This window comes from Sphingobacterium phlebotomi (assembly GCF_008180195.1).
GTDB lineage: Bacteria > Bacteroidota > Bacteroidia > Sphingobacteriales > Sphingobacteriaceae > Sphingobacterium > Sphingobacterium phlebotomi.
The window spans coordinates 733,927-751,504 of the sequence record NZ_VTAV01000001.1 but is presented as its reverse complement, the minus strand read 5'-3'; the positions used below and the strand labels follow the sequence as shown (position 1 = coordinate 751,504).

General features: G+C 45.5%; 9 protein-coding genes. 1 reads left to right on the top strand and 8 read right to left on the bottom strand.

Annotated features, from left to right (window positions below; all coding sequences use genetic code 11):
• Positions 1-8: 8 nt before the first annotated feature.
• The 4 genes from FXV77_RS02725 to FXV77_RS02710 form a co-directional block, all read right to left on the bottom strand.
• Positions 9-8,213: a hypothetical protein gene (locus FXV77_RS02725; RefSeq protein ID WP_148917677.1), complete on the bottom strand. Its 8,205-nt coding sequence runs from the start codon at positions 8,211-8,213 to the stop codon at positions 9-11.
• Positions 8,210-9,928, bottom strand: a complete 1,719-nt coding sequence (locus tag FXV77_RS02720; protein ID WP_148917676.1) for a hypothetical protein — start codon at positions 9,926-9,928, stop codon at positions 8,210-8,212. The genes FXV77_RS02725 and FXV77_RS02720 overlap by 4 nt, the downstream gene beginning before the upstream one ends.
• A 31-nt stretch (positions 9,929-9,959) precedes the next feature.
• Complete coding sequence (locus tag FXV77_RS02715; protein ID WP_148917675.1) at positions 9,960-11,114, bottom strand: collagen-like domain-containing protein; 1,155 nt, start codon at positions 11,112-11,114, stop codon at positions 9,960-9,962.
• Between the two features lie 68 nt (positions 11,115-11,182).
• Positions 11,183-12,064, bottom strand: a complete 882-nt coding sequence (locus tag FXV77_RS02710) for a hypothetical protein (RefSeq protein WP_148917674.1) — start codon at positions 12,062-12,064, stop codon at positions 11,183-11,185.
• Positions 12,065-12,250: 186 nt separating this feature from the next.
• Here FXV77_RS02710 and FXV77_RS02705 point away from each other — a divergent pair, with 186 nt between their 5' ends.
• Complete coding sequence (locus FXV77_RS02705; protein ID WP_148917673.1) at positions 12,251-15,130, top strand: tetratricopeptide repeat protein; 2,880 nt, start codon at positions 12,251-12,253, stop codon at positions 15,128-15,130.
• A gap of 2 nt (positions 15,131-15,132) precedes the next feature.
• Here FXV77_RS02705 and FXV77_RS02700 read toward each other — a convergent pair whose 3' ends face one another.
• From FXV77_RS02700 to FXV77_RS02685, 4 genes are read right to left on the bottom strand one after another with little or no spacing between them, the layout of a single operon-like run.
• A complete protein-coding gene (locus tag FXV77_RS02700) occupies positions 15,133-15,540 on the bottom strand; it encodes an EVE domain-containing protein (protein WP_148917672.1) in 408 nt (135 codons plus the stop codon).
• A complete protein-coding gene (gene gldC / locus FXV77_RS02695) occupies positions 15,537-15,887 on the bottom strand; it encodes a gliding motility protein GldC (protein ID WP_148917671.1) in 351 nt (116 codons plus the stop codon). Before gldC ends, FXV77_RS02700 begins: the two co-directional genes overlap by 4 nt.
• A gap of 36 nt (positions 15,888-15,923) precedes the next feature.
• A complete protein-coding gene (locus FXV77_RS02690) occupies positions 15,924-16,163 on the bottom strand; it encodes a hypothetical protein (RefSeq protein ID WP_148917670.1) in 240 nt (79 codons plus the stop codon).
• A gap of 3 nt (positions 16,164-16,166) precedes the next feature.
• Positions 16,167-17,498, bottom strand: coding sequence for a DEAD/DEAH box helicase (locus tag FXV77_RS02685; RefSeq protein ID WP_148917669.1), 1,332 nt, complete (start codon positions 17,496-17,498; stop codon positions 16,167-16,169).
• Between the last annotated feature and the right edge of the window lie 80 nt (positions 17,499-17,578).

Here is a 17,578-nt window from a genome sequence, read left to right as displayed (position 1 = left end):
GTATAAATTTAATAATCAAAAGCATCACTATTACTACAGCTTCCGGATCCTTTGGTAAATTCGAAATCAACGCCTTTGGTACATCCACCGCCAACACACAAAGTCAACAGTCCCATGACATCCATATCAAAGCCTTTCGAAAAAAGTGTACAATCGAGTTCCGCAGCTACCGCTGCGGAGAAACATCCCTTGGCATCGAGTGAAAAACCGTTATCGCTACTATTGGTAAACGTCGCTTTGACCCCCACTTCGGCACGGACATCACCACTTATGCTACAGCCGATGCTGGTAACTTTAGCATAAGCATGGGCAAACAACATGGCTCCTACGGATATCTGTTGGTGTCGGGCTGCAAAATTCCCGTAGATACGGGCGTCAAGCCCTACTGATGCCCCTACTTCCACATTGGGGATACCCAATGCAAAGGCCGCAAAATCCCCTGCACCAAACTTAATTTTAAACTCCGGGAGAAAATCCCGTCTACCGGTGATCAGGAAGCCTCTTAACCCGTTCGTATGGAACGTCGACGGCAATTTCTTAACATACGATCTGCTGGTCATCTGCTGTTCGATCTGTGGCGTCAACTCAGGATAGTAACCTATGCCGATCCCTACATCCACCGGGAATATGATAGGAACCGGGGCTGTTACTTTTGCTCCGGCAAAGAAGTACCATCCTTTGGGTTCAAACAACATTTCAATCTGTATGTTGTTTAATGTAACTACACCAGCTGTCAATAAGGGCATACTGAGGCTACCCTTGACACGGCCGTTTTTGAAGTCAAAGTCGAACTTACTTCCAGAGAATCCACCGTTACCTCCTGCCAATCCATCGGCAAGATTGTCAACCGGTAGTTCCTCCATAACGGCTTTCACCGTTTGCATGGCAACTTGCTTAACTTTCTGCTCTGCAGCATCTTTCACATTGATTCCGGTAACGCCTTCTATCAAGCCGTTGAGCTGCATCATACTACCGATGGGATTACCATCAATCAACGAATTGACTACGCCAAGACCTTGGCCCGCAAGCCGCATACGTCCCGCCAGGTCAGTTAACAGCTGCGAACCTGATTCAGCCATAGCCATCGCCTGGCCATAGGTGCTCTGTCCCTGATCCAAAAAGCCGATAATCTCATCTCGCATACCCGAGATTGCCGGATCGTTCAAGACCTCATCGACCATGCTGGCAGCAAAGTTCTCTGCTTCACTCTTAAAATCCCCTAGGAGGAGTTCGGTTTGTTTTTTGACTTCGGCAGCGGCTCCCCCGGTTACATTGTCCGTCACCATACTGACCAGATGGGTGTATATTTTCTGATCGGATTTTGGCAAGGTGATGACCCCGGCTATACCCAATCCCTGGGCATTAAACAGCTGGTCGTTTTCGCCCTTGCTGATCGTTCGGAATTCCGTTCCACCATCGCCGATAAAGGAGAAATCCAGATGTGACAGCACCATTCTGTTTCTACCTCCATCTCCGGCATAATAGCTTAACGTCGTGTTGATATTGTCCGGCGCCTTGGGTATATGTAGGTTGGTGCTACCCGTAAATACCACCCGGTCGGTCGTGCTGAAGAAGGAAACTGGACTAAACGACGCTTGATTATACAAGGTAATCGGCGCAGCATTCTTTTTGAAGCTGGTCAGTTCCTCGTCGTTACTCAATATAGATACATATGCAAATATAATTTTGTCGCTCGATCTGGTCATGCCTTCCAATCCACTGACATAAGCCGCTTCGCCGCTTCTGTTCGTTAGTGTAAACTTAAAGTGTCCTTTACCTGCAACCCGACCTACATCCGGATCGTAGATTAATACCGCTTCGGTACCGGACATCATGTTCAGTTTTACTTTAGCCGTACCACCCAGATATAATTTATCCCGGAGATCATTGGGATCGGCATCGTGAAATATCAATTCACCGGGGATAATGGAGATTTTCGGCAGTGCGATATCCGCACGCCCGGTAAACAGCGTGCTGTTGTTCAAGACGATACCACCGGAATTTGGTGCCAGATTCCAGGACTTGCTGACAATTTTCCATTTGTCCAGATTGATCGTTACTTCCCCCATTCCGGTAAGCGGCCGGATGCCATCGTGGGTAATCTGTGCCTTGCCGGCTTCCATACGGATCGTGAGACCACCCTGTATCTTCGGGTTGAGCGTGAGGAAGAGATGTGTTCCTTCTTTATCCATAAAGGATTCCCGATCATCTTTAGTATCACTGACACCGTCAAAACCGAGGTACTTAAACGAGATAGCCTCTCCCCGATCTCTGCTGATGGAATACTTGCCGGAAAGTGCTTCGTTTCCTGTACGGAATACGTCCAAAATCATTTTTTTGGTCAGATCCGTATCGCCGTAATTTCCTAAGTAGAAGTCGGTCTTTTCGATGGTCATGTAGCTCGTCGGGAAGTTAAACGAATTGTCTACCAGACGAACCTTGCCCTGTATGGTACCGGTGCTATCGGACGATAGCCGGTTAAGCACGATACCGGACGATTCGCCCATCAATTCGGCATTGTAGTGTTCAAAGGCACGAATCTGTGTCTTTTGGTTGACAAATGTAATCTGCTCGGTTACAGGTACAGCAATCGGTATATTGCTCGCATTGCGCAGGCTTGATTTGCGAACTTTGAGATTGGACACTTTGAGTGCCAATCGTCTGTCAGCCAATGCTCGTAGGGCGAAATTATCATTTTCGGCTACCTGGATGACCTCGCCCGAGACCGTGTATTCCTCGCCGTTCTGTTCGTATTTTTCCAATCGGAAATCAAAACCGTACAACTTGCTGATATCGATATCCCCCAACTCGTTGATAACAAGATCTATATCATTTATGCTACTACTACCGGCAACCATATTGACCATCCGCTCGGTTCCGACATAGGTTTTTGCATCCTCGTGGTAACTGCCTTTTATTTTTGCAGACACAACTTCTAGGGTGCCAGTACCGCCATCCCAATAGGTATATTTGGGTATCAGCAGCTCATATCTGCCATTGGCATCGGTATAGGCCTGACTTTCGGAATTGGAACCTTGCCCGAGATCCAGATAGACCAAGGCATCTTTGACAGGTGTATCACTTTGGGCAAAACGTACTGTTCCGGTGATTTTAACGGCCGGCATGACCGTAATGTCGACGACCGTTTCTTGCAAATCATCCTCGCTGTGTACATTGTTTTTGCTGGTCGGTATAAACGGAATAGCATTGAACACCATCATATACATCCCGTTTGCCGTTATTTCTACACCACGGTTTTTGACATAGATATTGAAGTTGCTCTTCGAATTGTTGACAAACTCGAATCGGGCCTCTCCACTGCCATTGGTGTTGATGTGTTCTTCCCCTGCTCCCTCGATATATACACTGGCATTTGGCACCGTTCGTCCGTCGCTGGTTTTGACGCGCACCTTAATTTTATGCTTTCGTTTTTGCAGTTTGAAGTCTCCGAGAAATGCGCCCGGTCCCGAAGGGTTGACTGCCGCCGTGAGTGTCAGATATGCCGGATCGTAAGGCATGATGATGATAGAATCCGGACGGGTGGGCAGGTCTATAATAAATTTTTGCCGACCGATGGCTATGAGCTGGCTGCCGACCATGAACGTCTCGTTCACGGCGGTGCTTAGGCTCTGGCTCGCCGTACTGCTGAACGTACCTTGGTTAATCGTCTGGTTGGTAGCCGCATTGACGATTTGGAGATTTCCGTTTTGGTAGCTTGGTGAGTTAAACGCACTTTGTATCACATAGTTGTTGCCTGCGTTCAAATCAACCTTAAACACCGTAGAAATACCTGTTGCACTTTGTCCTTGCGTGGCGGTTGTAGTCTGTAGGCTACCGTATTTCCCGATAGTTATGGCCTTATCGGGATTCGCTTTGGTATCCACGATGGTATTTTCAAAATTCTGAGCTGCAAATGTGGCGGCATGGCCGGTAAAGACGATTCCTGTATGCGCACTACCATCCTGTTCGGCAAAGGTATCCACCCATTTTCCATTGACTTTCATCTTTACTCTCGCCGTAACACCCTTATTGGTCTCCGCGTCCATTACATAGCCGTAGGCATCCATACCCATTGGTTTCAATGAAAAATCGATCGGTATCTGTTGCCCTGTTAGACCGTGGGCAATGACAGGTAGTTTTGCCGTTTGCTTTTCGTATCCTGGGGCTGACAAGATGGACACATTATTTTCACATCCATAACAAACACGTCCTGTATTAATCACTTCGGGGTTAAAAGACTCCAATCTCTTTGCCAATGATTCAAAGCTATAATACCCATGTTCGTCCGTAGTTGCCCAATCTTCGAGCAGAAAATTTTCTCGTTGATTTTGATAGGTCTTGCCGTTGACCATGACTTGTGCCTTTACCTGCACGCCTTTTATACCCAAGGTCGTACTATTGTCAATCACCCTTCCCCGGATAACAGTTGGCTTAGGTACAAGTCTTAAGGAAAAGTTAAGTGTTTCATTCGGGTCAAATTCATAGTTAAATACAATTTCCTGATCACTTATCTGATAGCCAAACGGAGGGAGAATAGCTTTCTTTTCGTTCTCTAATGCCATATTCATGGGAGGAGAACGGTGATCCACCTTGTGAACCAGTCCTTCGAATGCCACGATGTCTGTCCTTCCCTTGTTGTCGGCATGGAAAACATAGCTATCCTTATAACCAGGTTTATTGGCGGGGAGCGTCACCACATTTTCAAAAAGAACATAGCTATTGTTGGATGTCTCGGTACTGTATACCATGTCCCTGACTTTCGTATAACTATACAGCGCGGATAGCACATTGTTGGTTATATTTTCTACCATTCCATTATGGATCGTCATACCTGTAAATGTCGCATTGACATTAGGCGTGTACACGGCTGTGATTGCAGCGATATTGTTCTTTTCGACCGAGGCTTGGCTCTTGGTGCCTATCGGCTTGTTCAGCTCACGATCACCCGATAGGTTTGGTCCTTTGATGCCAAGCGCTGACAGACTTGCGAATTGACCCGCGTTTGTCCAAGGAGCAGGATCGGACGTGGTCACGCCTTGCACAGCAAAGGTAACACCGCTATTCGGCAATCCTGAATGGGGGCTGACGCCACTTTGATTGAGATCTAGGCCGGGAATGGTTGGTAAAGCGGCCTTTGCTTTGGCATCTATATCCCGATAGAGGGCAACGGGCACATGAGGAAACGCCGTTGCGCTTGTCGGGTTGACGGCTTTATCCACCTTAGACACATTGACCCTTAGGTTGTACGTCCGGACAAAAGATACAAGTGTCCCCATGTCTTTGCTTTCCCACGGCTGTACGATCACATTCTCATCGAGCGCGCAGTAATACGGCTCATCCGGAACGATGCGGTAAACCCGTCGGAATGTGACATCACTAGCGCCATACAAATCTCCGCTCATGCCATTTGTGAGCACGCCACTTTCATACTTTCCGTTTAGATCACTGTTTGGGAAATCAAATTCAAAATTACCCTGCGCATCGGTCGTAACCGTTTGCAGCACTTTACCATTATCTGCTACGTCCTTACCATTAATAAATACCGTGTTGCCCGTTGCGAGTTTGGCAGGTGTTCCATTAAGGTTGACCATAGCGGATAGTGTATAGAAATTGGTTGCACCGGCCGCAACATGCGTCGTCATGTTATTGTTTGTATTAGACGTATTTTGTTTCTGGTATTCATAGAAGACCATCAGCTTAACTTTCATATTCGCATACGGCTGATCGGGCACACCTTTCATATTCTTAAAGGCGTAGTTAAGCTTTCCCGTTACCTTAGTTCGCGGTGGCGTGTGTAGTTCCTTTTTCAAGGTCAAGTAAGCTATTTCGGGCTGCTCACGATACCCATAGTTCGTCCACTTGCTGGTGGTATAATTGCTGGGAGTCTCTGGGCGCCCGTACAGCGATCCTAGGGCAGATTTGGTCGGGATGCTGTTCAATCCTCCCGTGTTGAGCGTCTGTACAGCTTTTGGGCTTTTGTTCCCGCTTTCTACCGCTCCCTGGATCAGCTTATTCATATCGAAGGAGACTTCCGGTGCTTTTTGAATACCTGACAGCGTGTTGAGGTTGTTTGTACCCGTCTTTGCACCAGTACCAGTCGTATTCGTATTACCGGTTTTGCTTACTGCATTGACGACTGTCGAAAACTCCATTTCCCGGGCCACGAAACTACCCTCGACCAACTCTATTTTGTATTGATAAGCATCGGCGGGAAGGTTCTTAAATAGATTATTAAAAACGATCCTTGCCTCTTCAGCAGATTTTTTGTTGGTCAGCTCCGGGGTGGTACGCTCTGCAATCAGCACCTTGTCGTCAGACAGCGCCGATAGCAGGGTCGATTCATTTGTAATATCACCCTCATAAAGCGGTATACCGTAGGTTTTGTCTTCTTTGAACCGGCGTTCACGATAAAGACGTATTTTGGCACCGGACACATAATCTCCTTCGAGACCATTGAATACTTCCCGCACATTAATGGACAGGGAATAGCTATTGGCATCGATCATGACATCATCCAGATCCCTGGCCGCTCCGGGTTGAATCTGCAGGTATTCCTGACTTTGGAGAAAGTGAGGATTATTGACATTTACCTTATAGTAAACCCCTAATTGTCCTTTCAACTTTCCAATCTCTTGATTTTGCCTCATCATCAGGCCGGGTATGACTTGATTCCTTCCGAGGTTGACATTTTCTTCCCATTTCTCCGTGGGGATAACCCCTGCGCTGTCAAGAGATGACATATAGATTTTGAGTTCAAAATTACCATCTGCATCCGTCATAACAGATTCGCCGTTCATCATATCCTCTCTTTGCAATGCCTGGGTCACCACCATCGAAGGATCGGCAATGCTGCTGATACCGTATTCATCGGCATGGGCAATCCCATAGACTTTGGATAGGTATACTTCTTGGTTGGCTATCGGATAGGTTGCACCTAATGGGTCTCCTTTGAATCGATACACCAACCTTCCGCGGATGGTCGTCTCTTGCTTGCCGGCGGTATCCAGATGTGCTAATTCAGCACCATATCTAAAATCAACCGGACGACTTTGCCCTTCATCGACAAACATAGCCGACCCGTCGGGTGACGTAGCGGTAACTTGCACGCGATAGCGTCTCCCTTTTGTCAGTGCAGGCATCGTTACCGGATCGTACGTAAGCTGTTGCGCATTGGCGACCGTGGAAGTTATCAATGGCTGCGTCGATATAACTTGCCCTGCGGAGTCTGCCATTTCGAACAGGCGGACAGTGTACCGGGTGTTAGGTGGGGTTTCAAAATCTGCGTTCCAATCGAATCGGAGCTGTTGGGCACCTGTAAATTCACTGTTGTGGCTCGGATTGATAATAACCGGTGCTTTGATGGGATCGCCATAGGTAAAGGCAATAGCCTCACTCATCCCCTTGTTCCGGAAAAATGACATACCACTGGGATCAACCGCCTGCACAATCATGGCATATTGGCGACCACGAATCAACGGTGGATGTGCCGGTCCGTATAGCAGGCTATTGCCATTGACCGTTTCTTCGTAAATAGGTGGCGTGGATTGGATAGCATCGTTGGGATCTCTCGGTACAACCATTTCTACAATTTTCACCTTGTATTGGATATGGGGCGAAGAGCCCGGAGGAGTAGCCCAGGTAATAGGCATGGCTTGCACTCCCCTCGTGCTGACCGTCTGCTGATGCATCGGCATCAGAATGCGCGGCGGTTCCAGATCAGAGATCCTGAACATAGTACAACCAATCGGTTCATTGGGACTCATGGGCTGCATGGTCTGGTAGTCCAACGCCCGGATACAAAGCGTGTAATTCCCCTCCAATAGCCCCAGTCCACGCGTCATATCTGATCGGCTGATACCGGTATATTCGATGGTGTTGACATCAAAAAGAAAGGCAATATCGCTTCCGTTCAAGCTCGCCGTTTGATTAGGGCCCAGTACGATCGGATTGGGGCTGCGGTAACCCGGTTTGACCCAAGCCGAGATACCGTTGTCACCGGTGATCTTCGCCGTCAGTTGTATATGCAGCTCTTGTGTGGTTGTGTTGGTCACCGTTACCAACATGAGCTCGGGACGAGACACGTAATCTGCAATCCTGCTCTGATAGGGCGGCAGGACGTGTGTGGTAATCTGTACTTGTGCCAACAATGCTTCGGCCCACAATAACATAGGGGCGAGCATCACGAATATCTTGTATATGCTGTGTGCTTTCATAGTCCAAAATTGAATTGGTAAGCTAGTTCTCCGCGGGTTTCCGAAAAAGAGGGACTTCCTCCGGTGATGGCACTTCCGGGATTGTTCTTGGTGAAATACATCATCGCACGCAGTGATTGCCATTTATTGATCGTGTATCCGATATTGGCTGACCCGTTGAAGATCAAGCTTTTGTTTCCTTGGCTTTTCCCCTGCATGATGCTGCTATTTATCCCCGTGGTCAACTTGTTGTTTGCAAAGGCGTAATTTGCGCCAAGGGTAATTCCTCGATAGCTGTTGGTCATCGCTTCACTGTTGAGATTGGTGTAGCTGAGTGAAGAGCTGAGCGATAGTCTCTTTTGCGGGAATGAAATAGTATAGTTGAGCAGGTATTGACTGGTTGTAATGTCCCTACTCGGAACATCCGGATTGTTGTCAAAGTAGCTGTTGTAATCGTTCATGCTGCTGATATTAGCCGAGAGCAGCAAGATCTGTATCTTGTCTGTCTGCTGTATGGTATAGCGTGGCATGATGCCGATCGTCCGGGTTGTCTGTACAATTTTGAGCGAATCGGCAAAGCGCAGGGTATTCGGTCGTTGGTTGTTAGAGAAATTATTGAAATTGATATCTAGTCCCAGCTGTGGCGTTAGTTCGCCCGATAGTAATCCGGATGCTATCACCCTGCGGGAGGTGGCCTCTTTCTGTAGGCGGATATTATCTTGTTCCAGACCGAAGCTCACATTGGCCCGAAACTTTCCACTCGGGTGATTATACGAGGGGCTGATGGTCAGGTTTTCGATATCGTTATTGAAAAAATAAGCGCCCATGGAAGTGAATCCCGGTTCGATACGCCGGTAATTGGTCTTGATAGCGTAGTTTTTACCTTGATAGCCGACTCCCGCGTTGAATGCCAAAAACCATTCGGAACTACCATTGATGTCGAGCAGTCCGGCGAGATTGCGTAAGGTCTTGTCGGGAATGGAATCCAGTGTCAATGTCGAATTGAGGTCGCGTGTCAGTAGACTAATCGCACCATCACTTTCTACAAAAAACCGCTTAAACAACGTGAATTTTGTCGCATAAGCGACTACGGAATTGGCTGCAGGTTTGATCTGGTTTTCAAAGACAGCCAAATCTCCCGGCATGCTCGTGCTATCGTCCCGGGCGTGTAGAAAGCTGAGGTCGATGTAGTTGGTAGCGGATCCATAACCTATTTTTGCGGCTAAGCCTTTCCGGCTGAAGGAATAAGGGACTAAAGACATCGAAGTCGTGTCGATCACGGTAGCGCGATTGAGCCGACCATACATCATACCGATACGTAATTTCCCTGGATTGATCTCGAATCCACCCCCCAGCATCGTATGTCCGGCCAAGGTATAGGGCGAAAAGGTTACGTTGCGATACCCCGCGTGCAGGGTTACCCACTTATAGGTGGGGCTTAGTCCATATTGGTTAAAAGGTTGCTGGAAATTGCGCTCCTGCTTGCTGAAAGTGAAACTCGTCGGGATCGTCCAGCCGTATATCGACAGTGTAGGCGATCCACTCAGCACATAATTGTACGGATCCATCCGGTTGGGAATCCCACTAGCATTGTAGTACAATCCCCTTAAGCTGACATTCCCGTTAAAAGCAATAGGTTTTTGCTGCGCAATGTGGGTAAAGTCCTGGGCTACGAGGAGCCCGGGACTTACCACTAACCAAACAAAAAATATCCCTATATGAACTAATCTCTTCATAACACATCGGTTAACTACGTCATTCATTTTTTTAATCAGGGATATGGAACATCGTCTTCACTTGATTAAAATCACGGAGATCTACGTTTGTACTAGCCAAAACACTTCCCGGAATCAGCACATAACGGACGGCATGGTATCCATCAATAACTAACGTACCGTGATAATAAATAAAGATATTTCCCGGTTGAACAAAATACCAAACGGATGCACCACTTACCTCTCCGCCGAGTTGTTCCACGTAGTCAACTTTACCGTTATTATATCTCCTATAGACCAAAATCTGTCCACGATCCATAATGGCTTGGGTAAGTTGTGGTGCAGCAATCCCATAACCTTGCTGTATATAGGTATCAATCACATACCAATTACTGTATATTACATTAGCTGTACCAGGTTCACCATCCTTGCCAGGAGGTCCCTCCGGACCTTGCGGACCTCGGAGGTTCATGACCGGACTACCCCATCCGGATGCAGTCTTGGGGCCGTAGAGATTGGCCGTGCCGGTATGGATATAATAGTCTCCGACAGCGCCGATGCTTGTGGTAGGTGTGGAAGCTCCACTCCGTATCTTCGATCCGGGCGTACCGGCGGGACCTTGTGGACCAGTGGCCCCATTTAGATTGGTGGGTGTACCCCAGCTTGAAGCTGTTTTTGGACCGTAAAAATCGGACGTGGTCGTGCGGAAATAAAAATCGCCAACAACGCCTAATGAAGTTGCCGGAACCGTTGTTCCACTGTATATTCTAGAACCATCCTCGCCTTTTACTCCTTTGAGATTAATAGGTGTTCCCCAGCTTGTGGCCGTCTTGGGTCCGTAGAAATCACCGGTTGTGGTGCGGAAGTAAAAGTCGCCGACAGCGCCTGTTCCTGTCGTAGGAACAGCTGTGCCGCTCAGAATCTTGGAACCGGCTGCTCCGGCTGGACCTTGTGGTCCCTGTGGCCCCGTTGCACCGGTAGCTCCACGCAGGTTCGTCGCTGTTCCCCATCCGGCATCGGATTTAGGCCCGTAGAAATCGCTGTTGCTGGTACGGAAATAAAAATCGCCGATGTCTCCGATGTCAGCGGTAGGTGCTGCACTACCGGTGTAGATACGTGTGCCGTCCTCGCCGTCGACACCATGCACACCGTCTTCACCACGAGGGCCTACATCGCCCTCTTTGGTGCAAGAGACCGTAAATCCCATGCATAGGATTATAAGTCCTGTGATAAATATTCTACTATGTCTTTTCATTATATTGTAGGCTTATATTGTTATTTCTGAAATTCCTTTATAGCTTGATCAACAGCCAGGGGATCTTTAAAGTCAACACCTCTTCTGGTCATACCAACATAAAAGTTGGACGGAATAATCATAAATCGGTATCTAATCGAACTCGAGAGCGGTATTATAGCTCCTCCATCATAAGCCACGCGCGTAATTACTATTTCACGCGCTTTAAGCTTATACGATATCGTGCTCATTCTTCCTAATGGCCTGCTGGTGTAAGGCAGAGGAAACACTCCTCCTCCATAATCCAAATAAACCAAAACAACAGCGCTTGATTCCACCGAAGGAGTAATGTGTGGCGAATAGATGTGTGCGATGTGCATCGTTGTATTATCCATCACACTGTCTTTAAAACGGACAGCAGATTGCCATCCTGAATACATCACTCTCGCTTCTGCTTTCAGATTTGTTCCGATTCCCCACCCGGCGGCCGATTTTGGACCATAAAGTATCATTTGGGATGTATTAAAATAGAAATCTCCGACAGATCCCAAATTTGCAGCTGGAATGGCTGTTCCTGATAAAAACTGAGAGCCGTTTTTACCATTGGTTCCATTTTTTCCATCCGCTCCTTTTAATTTTGTAGGAGTTCCCCATCCTGCAGCAACCTTAGGCCCATATAAATCACCGGTACCCGTGCGAAAATAATAATCGCCCAATTTCCCTAGAGAGGCAGCCGGCACGTTAGTACCGCTAAGAATAGAGGAACCATCCGCTCCTTTAACCCCTTGAATACCTTGTTCGCCCGGTGGCCCTCCCGGGCCCTCTGGCCCGATATCGCCTTTTTTGCAAGAAGGAACTATAAATAGCATACAGGCCATCCCGACGAATAGTAATTTGCTGATGTTTATGTTAAACGTTTTCATAATTGATGTTTTTGATTATCCGAATATTATCTATATCCATTATCTTTCTACTAAATTAAATTTCACCGTATCCCGATACTATAGTCTATAGATAAACGACATTTTTAATAGACGAACGACATCTTTTTAATTATAAACACTATATTTATCCACCTGTAAATCTTATCTTTATAAGGAATAATTGTTATGAAGCCCTTCAATTGTATAGTTGTAGATGATGATGAGATAGATCGTCTGATGATCGTTTCTTTTGTAAAGCGATATGAGCAATTATGCCTTGTAGGCGTATTCGAAAATGCGGAAGAAGCTTTGTCTAATGGTGATTTCAACCAAATAGATGTTGTTTTTCTAGATATCGATATGAATGGAATGGACGGAATTTCGTTTCGCAGGATGATCCAGGAGGTTCCAGTTTGTATTTTCGTTACCTCACATCCTGAATATGCCGTGGACAGCTTTTCGGTAGACACCTTGGATTTTATAATAAAACCTATCTCATTACAGCGATTTGATGAAAGTATAGTTCGGTTACAAACCTTTTTAAGTATCCAACAGAAAGCACACCTATACGAAAATATGCTTGGAACCGATCATGTCTTTATACGCGAAGGACACCGAGAGACCAAAGTTGCTCTGCACGATGTGTTGTATCTGGAGGGACTGAAAGATTACACACTTCTGGTAACCGAAGACAAGAAACATTGCGTATTGTCTAGTATAGGCAATCTATTAAAAGAACTGCATTTCAATCATTTTGTGCGCATCCATCGAAGCTTTGCCGTCAGAAAGGACCTTATTAAATCGGTTTCTGCCAAAGAGGTATTGTTGACCAACGACATCAATATCCCGATAGGTCGGAGTTTTAAGGATAATATCAAATCATTGTTGATTACTATATTGTTCTTCATCTCATTCAGTTGTGCTTATGCCCAAAAGCAGGGACAGGAGCAGATTGATTCGCTTCTTGTGGAATTGGAGAAAGCAACCGTCGATACGTCAAAAGTCCATCTACGCAATGAACTTTTTATAGCTTACAGGACAATGTCAAACCTTGATTTGGCACATCAACATGCACAAGAGGCTTTCGTGATCTCCGAAAAAGTAGGTTATAGGAAGGGAATGGCGGCATCCCATAACAATATAGCTATTGTGTACGCCTTGCGCGGAGATTTTGACAAGGCTGTAGAGCATTTTAATAACGCATTGAAGATACGGGAAGAAATGGGCGATTATATACAAGCCGCAAAGTTGTCGTTAAATATTGGTATGACCCAAGGTCGTCGCGGGAAATATCCGGAAGCATTACGAAATTTTTTGTTTGCAAAAAATATTTTTGAAAAACATGGAGACGCTTATTTAGTGGCAAATGCGCATTTAAATGTAGGTAACATTTATTATTTCACGCAAGAGTATGACAAAGCGGAAGAAAACTTTTTAAAAGCTATTGATTATTTTCAAGCCACAGGAAGCAGTAGGGATTTAGCCAGTGTTTATGCTAATCTAGCTCCCGTTTACAGCGATTTAAAGGACTATAAAAAAGCATTGGATTATTATCAAAAAGCTTTTGATATTGCTGACAGCCTTAATCATGTTACACTCAAAGCGCTGGTGGTGGACAACATGGGGTTAATATATGAACATCAGACAGAATATGACAAAGCACTTCATCATTATAACGAGGTGTTAGCTCTGATCGAAAGCAATGGGGACCAATTACGAATAGGATTAACACACTTCAAATTGGGTAGGCTCTATAATAAGCTAAACCGACCTGAACAAGCTATACACTACTTAGACAAATCGTTGGAAACGGCAAAAAAAGTCAATGATCTCAAAAATATCAGGGAAAACTATGAATCGCTGTCTGAAGCATATTCATTGATAGGCAATCATAAAACGGCTTTTGAAAATTATAAACTTTACACCAAATATAAAGACAGCCTATTCAACGAGGAAAACACCAAAGAACTTACCCGTCTAGAAGTCCAGTATGAAGCGGATAAGCAACAAGACTCGTTGCGCTTTGCAGCCGAACAGGAGCAATTAGCTCTCCAAAAGGAAATGCAATTAGTGGCACTACACCACGAATACGAACGGAAACAGGCAGCAGCAAAGAACGAAGAAGAACGGCGCCAGCTGATGATCGAAGAGGAAATAAAACGGCAACAAATCGAGAACGAGCACGTTATAGCCCAGGCAGAAAGCAAGCGCAAAGAAGCCGAAATGTTAGCCGACCAACAGAAAAAGGACGCCGAGGCACTGGTAAATATTGAAAGAGAAAAAGGTTTTCGCAATGTTTCACTTGCCGGGCTTGCCCTAATCGCGGGAATAGGGGGGCTGTTGTTCTATCAGAATCGATCCCGCAAGAAACACAACGAAAAACTCCGTGTATTGAATACCGAACTCAAACAAGCCAACCGCATCAAAACCCGATTTTTCAGTATACTGAACCACGACCTCCGTAGTCCGGTGGCCAATCTCATCCACTTCTTACACTTACAAAACGAAAACCCCGAACTGTTGGACAGAGAAACGAAAGAACGTCTGCAGGGCAAGACCATATCGGGAGCCGAAAACTTACTTGCTTCGATGGAAGATTTACTATTATGGAGCAAAGGACAAATGGAAAACTTTAAACCCGAACCAAAACAGATCCAAATACAAAAACTGTTCGAGGATAACAAAAAAGTTTTTTCTGGGTATCAAAATATTCATTTTGGATATCATAATCCGGATAACCTGGAAGTATTTACCGACTTGAATTATCTAAAAACCATCGTCAGAAACCTGACTAGCAACGCCATAAACGTATTTACAACGACAGAAAACCCTACTATAATATGGGAAGCCCGACAGGAAAATGGACGGATACTGCTCTCCGTGACGGATAATGGCCCCGGTGCGGACAGCAAAAAATTCCGTGCCTTGTATGATGACAAGGAAGTCGTGGGAATTAAATCGGGTTTGGGTTTGCACTTGATCCGTGACCTTGCCAAGGCGATCGGTTGTGTCATCGAGGTGGAATCCACGATCGGTAAAGGAACAACCATACGGTTGCTGTTTTAATGCTACGCGTTCCCCAACTCGACGATACGGTCAAATTCTGCTGCTTTCAGTGGCATCACCGACAGCCGTCCTTGACGTACCAATGCAATATCCTGCAAGAGTGGGTCAGCTTTTACCATTTCTAACGTTACAGGTGTTTTGAATGTCTCGACAGGCGCTAAATCTACCACTACCCAACGTTCATCGTCCGTCGTCGGGTCTTGATAAAATTCTTTAATAACCTTAGCGATGCCCACGACTTCCTTGCCTTCGTTACTATGATAGAACAACACCAGATCACCCTTTTTCATTGCTTTGAGATTGTTTCGCGCCTGATAGTTACGCACCCCATCCCAAAACGTTTCTCCGTCTTTATTGAATTGCTCCCAACTATATTTAAACGGTTCAGATTTTACTAAGAAATAGTTCATTTTCCTTCCTCCAGTACTTCCATTTTTTCCGCAAAATGAGCACAGTAGTCCCGCAAATCACCAATGACCTTATCCGCCATAGGATCGCCACCCGATGCCCGTAAAAAAGAATCGCCCAAGGTTTGCAGCGTTTCATAAAAGAACCGCTTCATTTCATCGTAAGGCATATCCTTTGTCCAAAGGTCGATACGCATAGAATTTTTATATTGCGCGTCCCATAGTGCTAAGAACATTGCCTTTGACGGCATTTCTTCTGAAGTCTCTCCATCCGTCGACGACCAATCGATACGCTCCGGAATGTTCTGTTCGTCTAACGTAACATTTAGTTTTATTTCTGCTTGTTTCATATATTCAAAATATTCACTCCCTAACCCACAAATTCCCTACATCACTCGGATAACCACCATCAAGATTCCCACTACTAATATAAACCCAATCTGGGCAAGCCACAATTTTTTCAAATCTTTAAACATCATGCGGAACCCCAAATCTATCAACGACAAAATTACACATAGTGCAACTAGCCAACCCCACGAGAATGTCATTTCGGTATCTAAATTCATTTCCGAAATTACCCAAACCAGCACACAGGCCAACGTGATATTTAAAGGTGTAAGCTTCATCAATTATTTTTTTCTGAATTTAGCTGGTTTTCCTTTATGGCTCGTTGTTTTTCCTCTCGACGGCTTTTTTGTACCGGCATTAGCTTTCGGTATGTGCTTCTTCTCATGGAAAGCCCCTTTAAAATCCGGATCTTCTTTCCGTTTCTGATTGTCTATTTCACGTGCAATATCCTGCTTCTCGTTAAAGTCAGTTTTTTCAATAAAAACCTCTTCTGGAATAGTATATACAGGTATTTCCTGTCGGATAAGTTTTTCAATCTTTTCGATATAATATTTTTCAGCCGGGTTACAAAATGTAATCGCATCGCCATTATTAAACGCCCGTCCTGTCCGACCAATCCGATGTACATAATCTTCGATTACAATAGGCACATCGAAATTGAACACATGGCTTACATTAGAGACATCCAAACCACGTGCAGCGACATCGGTTGCTACCAAAATACGAATATTCCCTTCCTTAAAGGCATTGATCGAATTTATACGGGTGTTCTGCCCTTTATTGGCATGAATAACCCGTACTTGCTCCTGCCCATATTTTCGTTCCAGATAATGGAAAACATTATCCGCCACTGTTTTTGTTTTACAGAAAACGATAATCCGGTGGAACGATTCATCATCTTTCAAAAGATGTTGTAGGAGATTGAGTTTGGTCTTTAGGTTAGGCACTTCATACAGCGCTTGGGTCACCGTCTGCGCCGGGGTCGCCTGTTCTGTTACTTCAATGATTGTGGGGAAGGCGAGAAAGTCCCCTGCTATCTTGCGGACAAGTTCACTCATCGTAGCAGAGAAAAGAAGGTTTTGCCTTTTTCGGGGCACAACTTCCAATATCCGATGGATTTTACCGATGAATCCCATGTCCATCATCTTATCGGCTTCATCCATCACTAAGAATTTCAAAGATTTGGTGTTAATATCACCTTCTAGATAAAGATCGAGAAAACGTCCCGGTGTAGCTACAATAATATCACATCCTTTTGCTAATTGCTCCTTTTGCGTCTTAGGCCCTAGACCACCATATAACAACACGGTACGCAAATCGAGATAAGTGGAAAATAAACGGATATGTTCATCAATCTGCATCGCCAACTCACGTGTTGGTGATATAATCAAGGCACGAGGGTCATTCCCTTGCGCATATTTCAATTTCATGAGCATCGGCAACACGAAAGCGGCAGTTTTTCCTGTACCCGTTTGCGCAATTCCCATCACATCCTGCCCGGCAAGAATAGGTGTGATTGCTTTTTGTTGAATTTCCGTAGGAACAGTATAGCCCGCTTCCGCAATCGCGTTTTGCAATTGCTTGTTGAGCTTAAAATCTTCAAATGATGCCATCGAACAAAGATACGGAAAAGCACTATTATTTTGATTTAATAAGGAATTAAATCAAATTTGCATATCAAAATTGGTTGAAT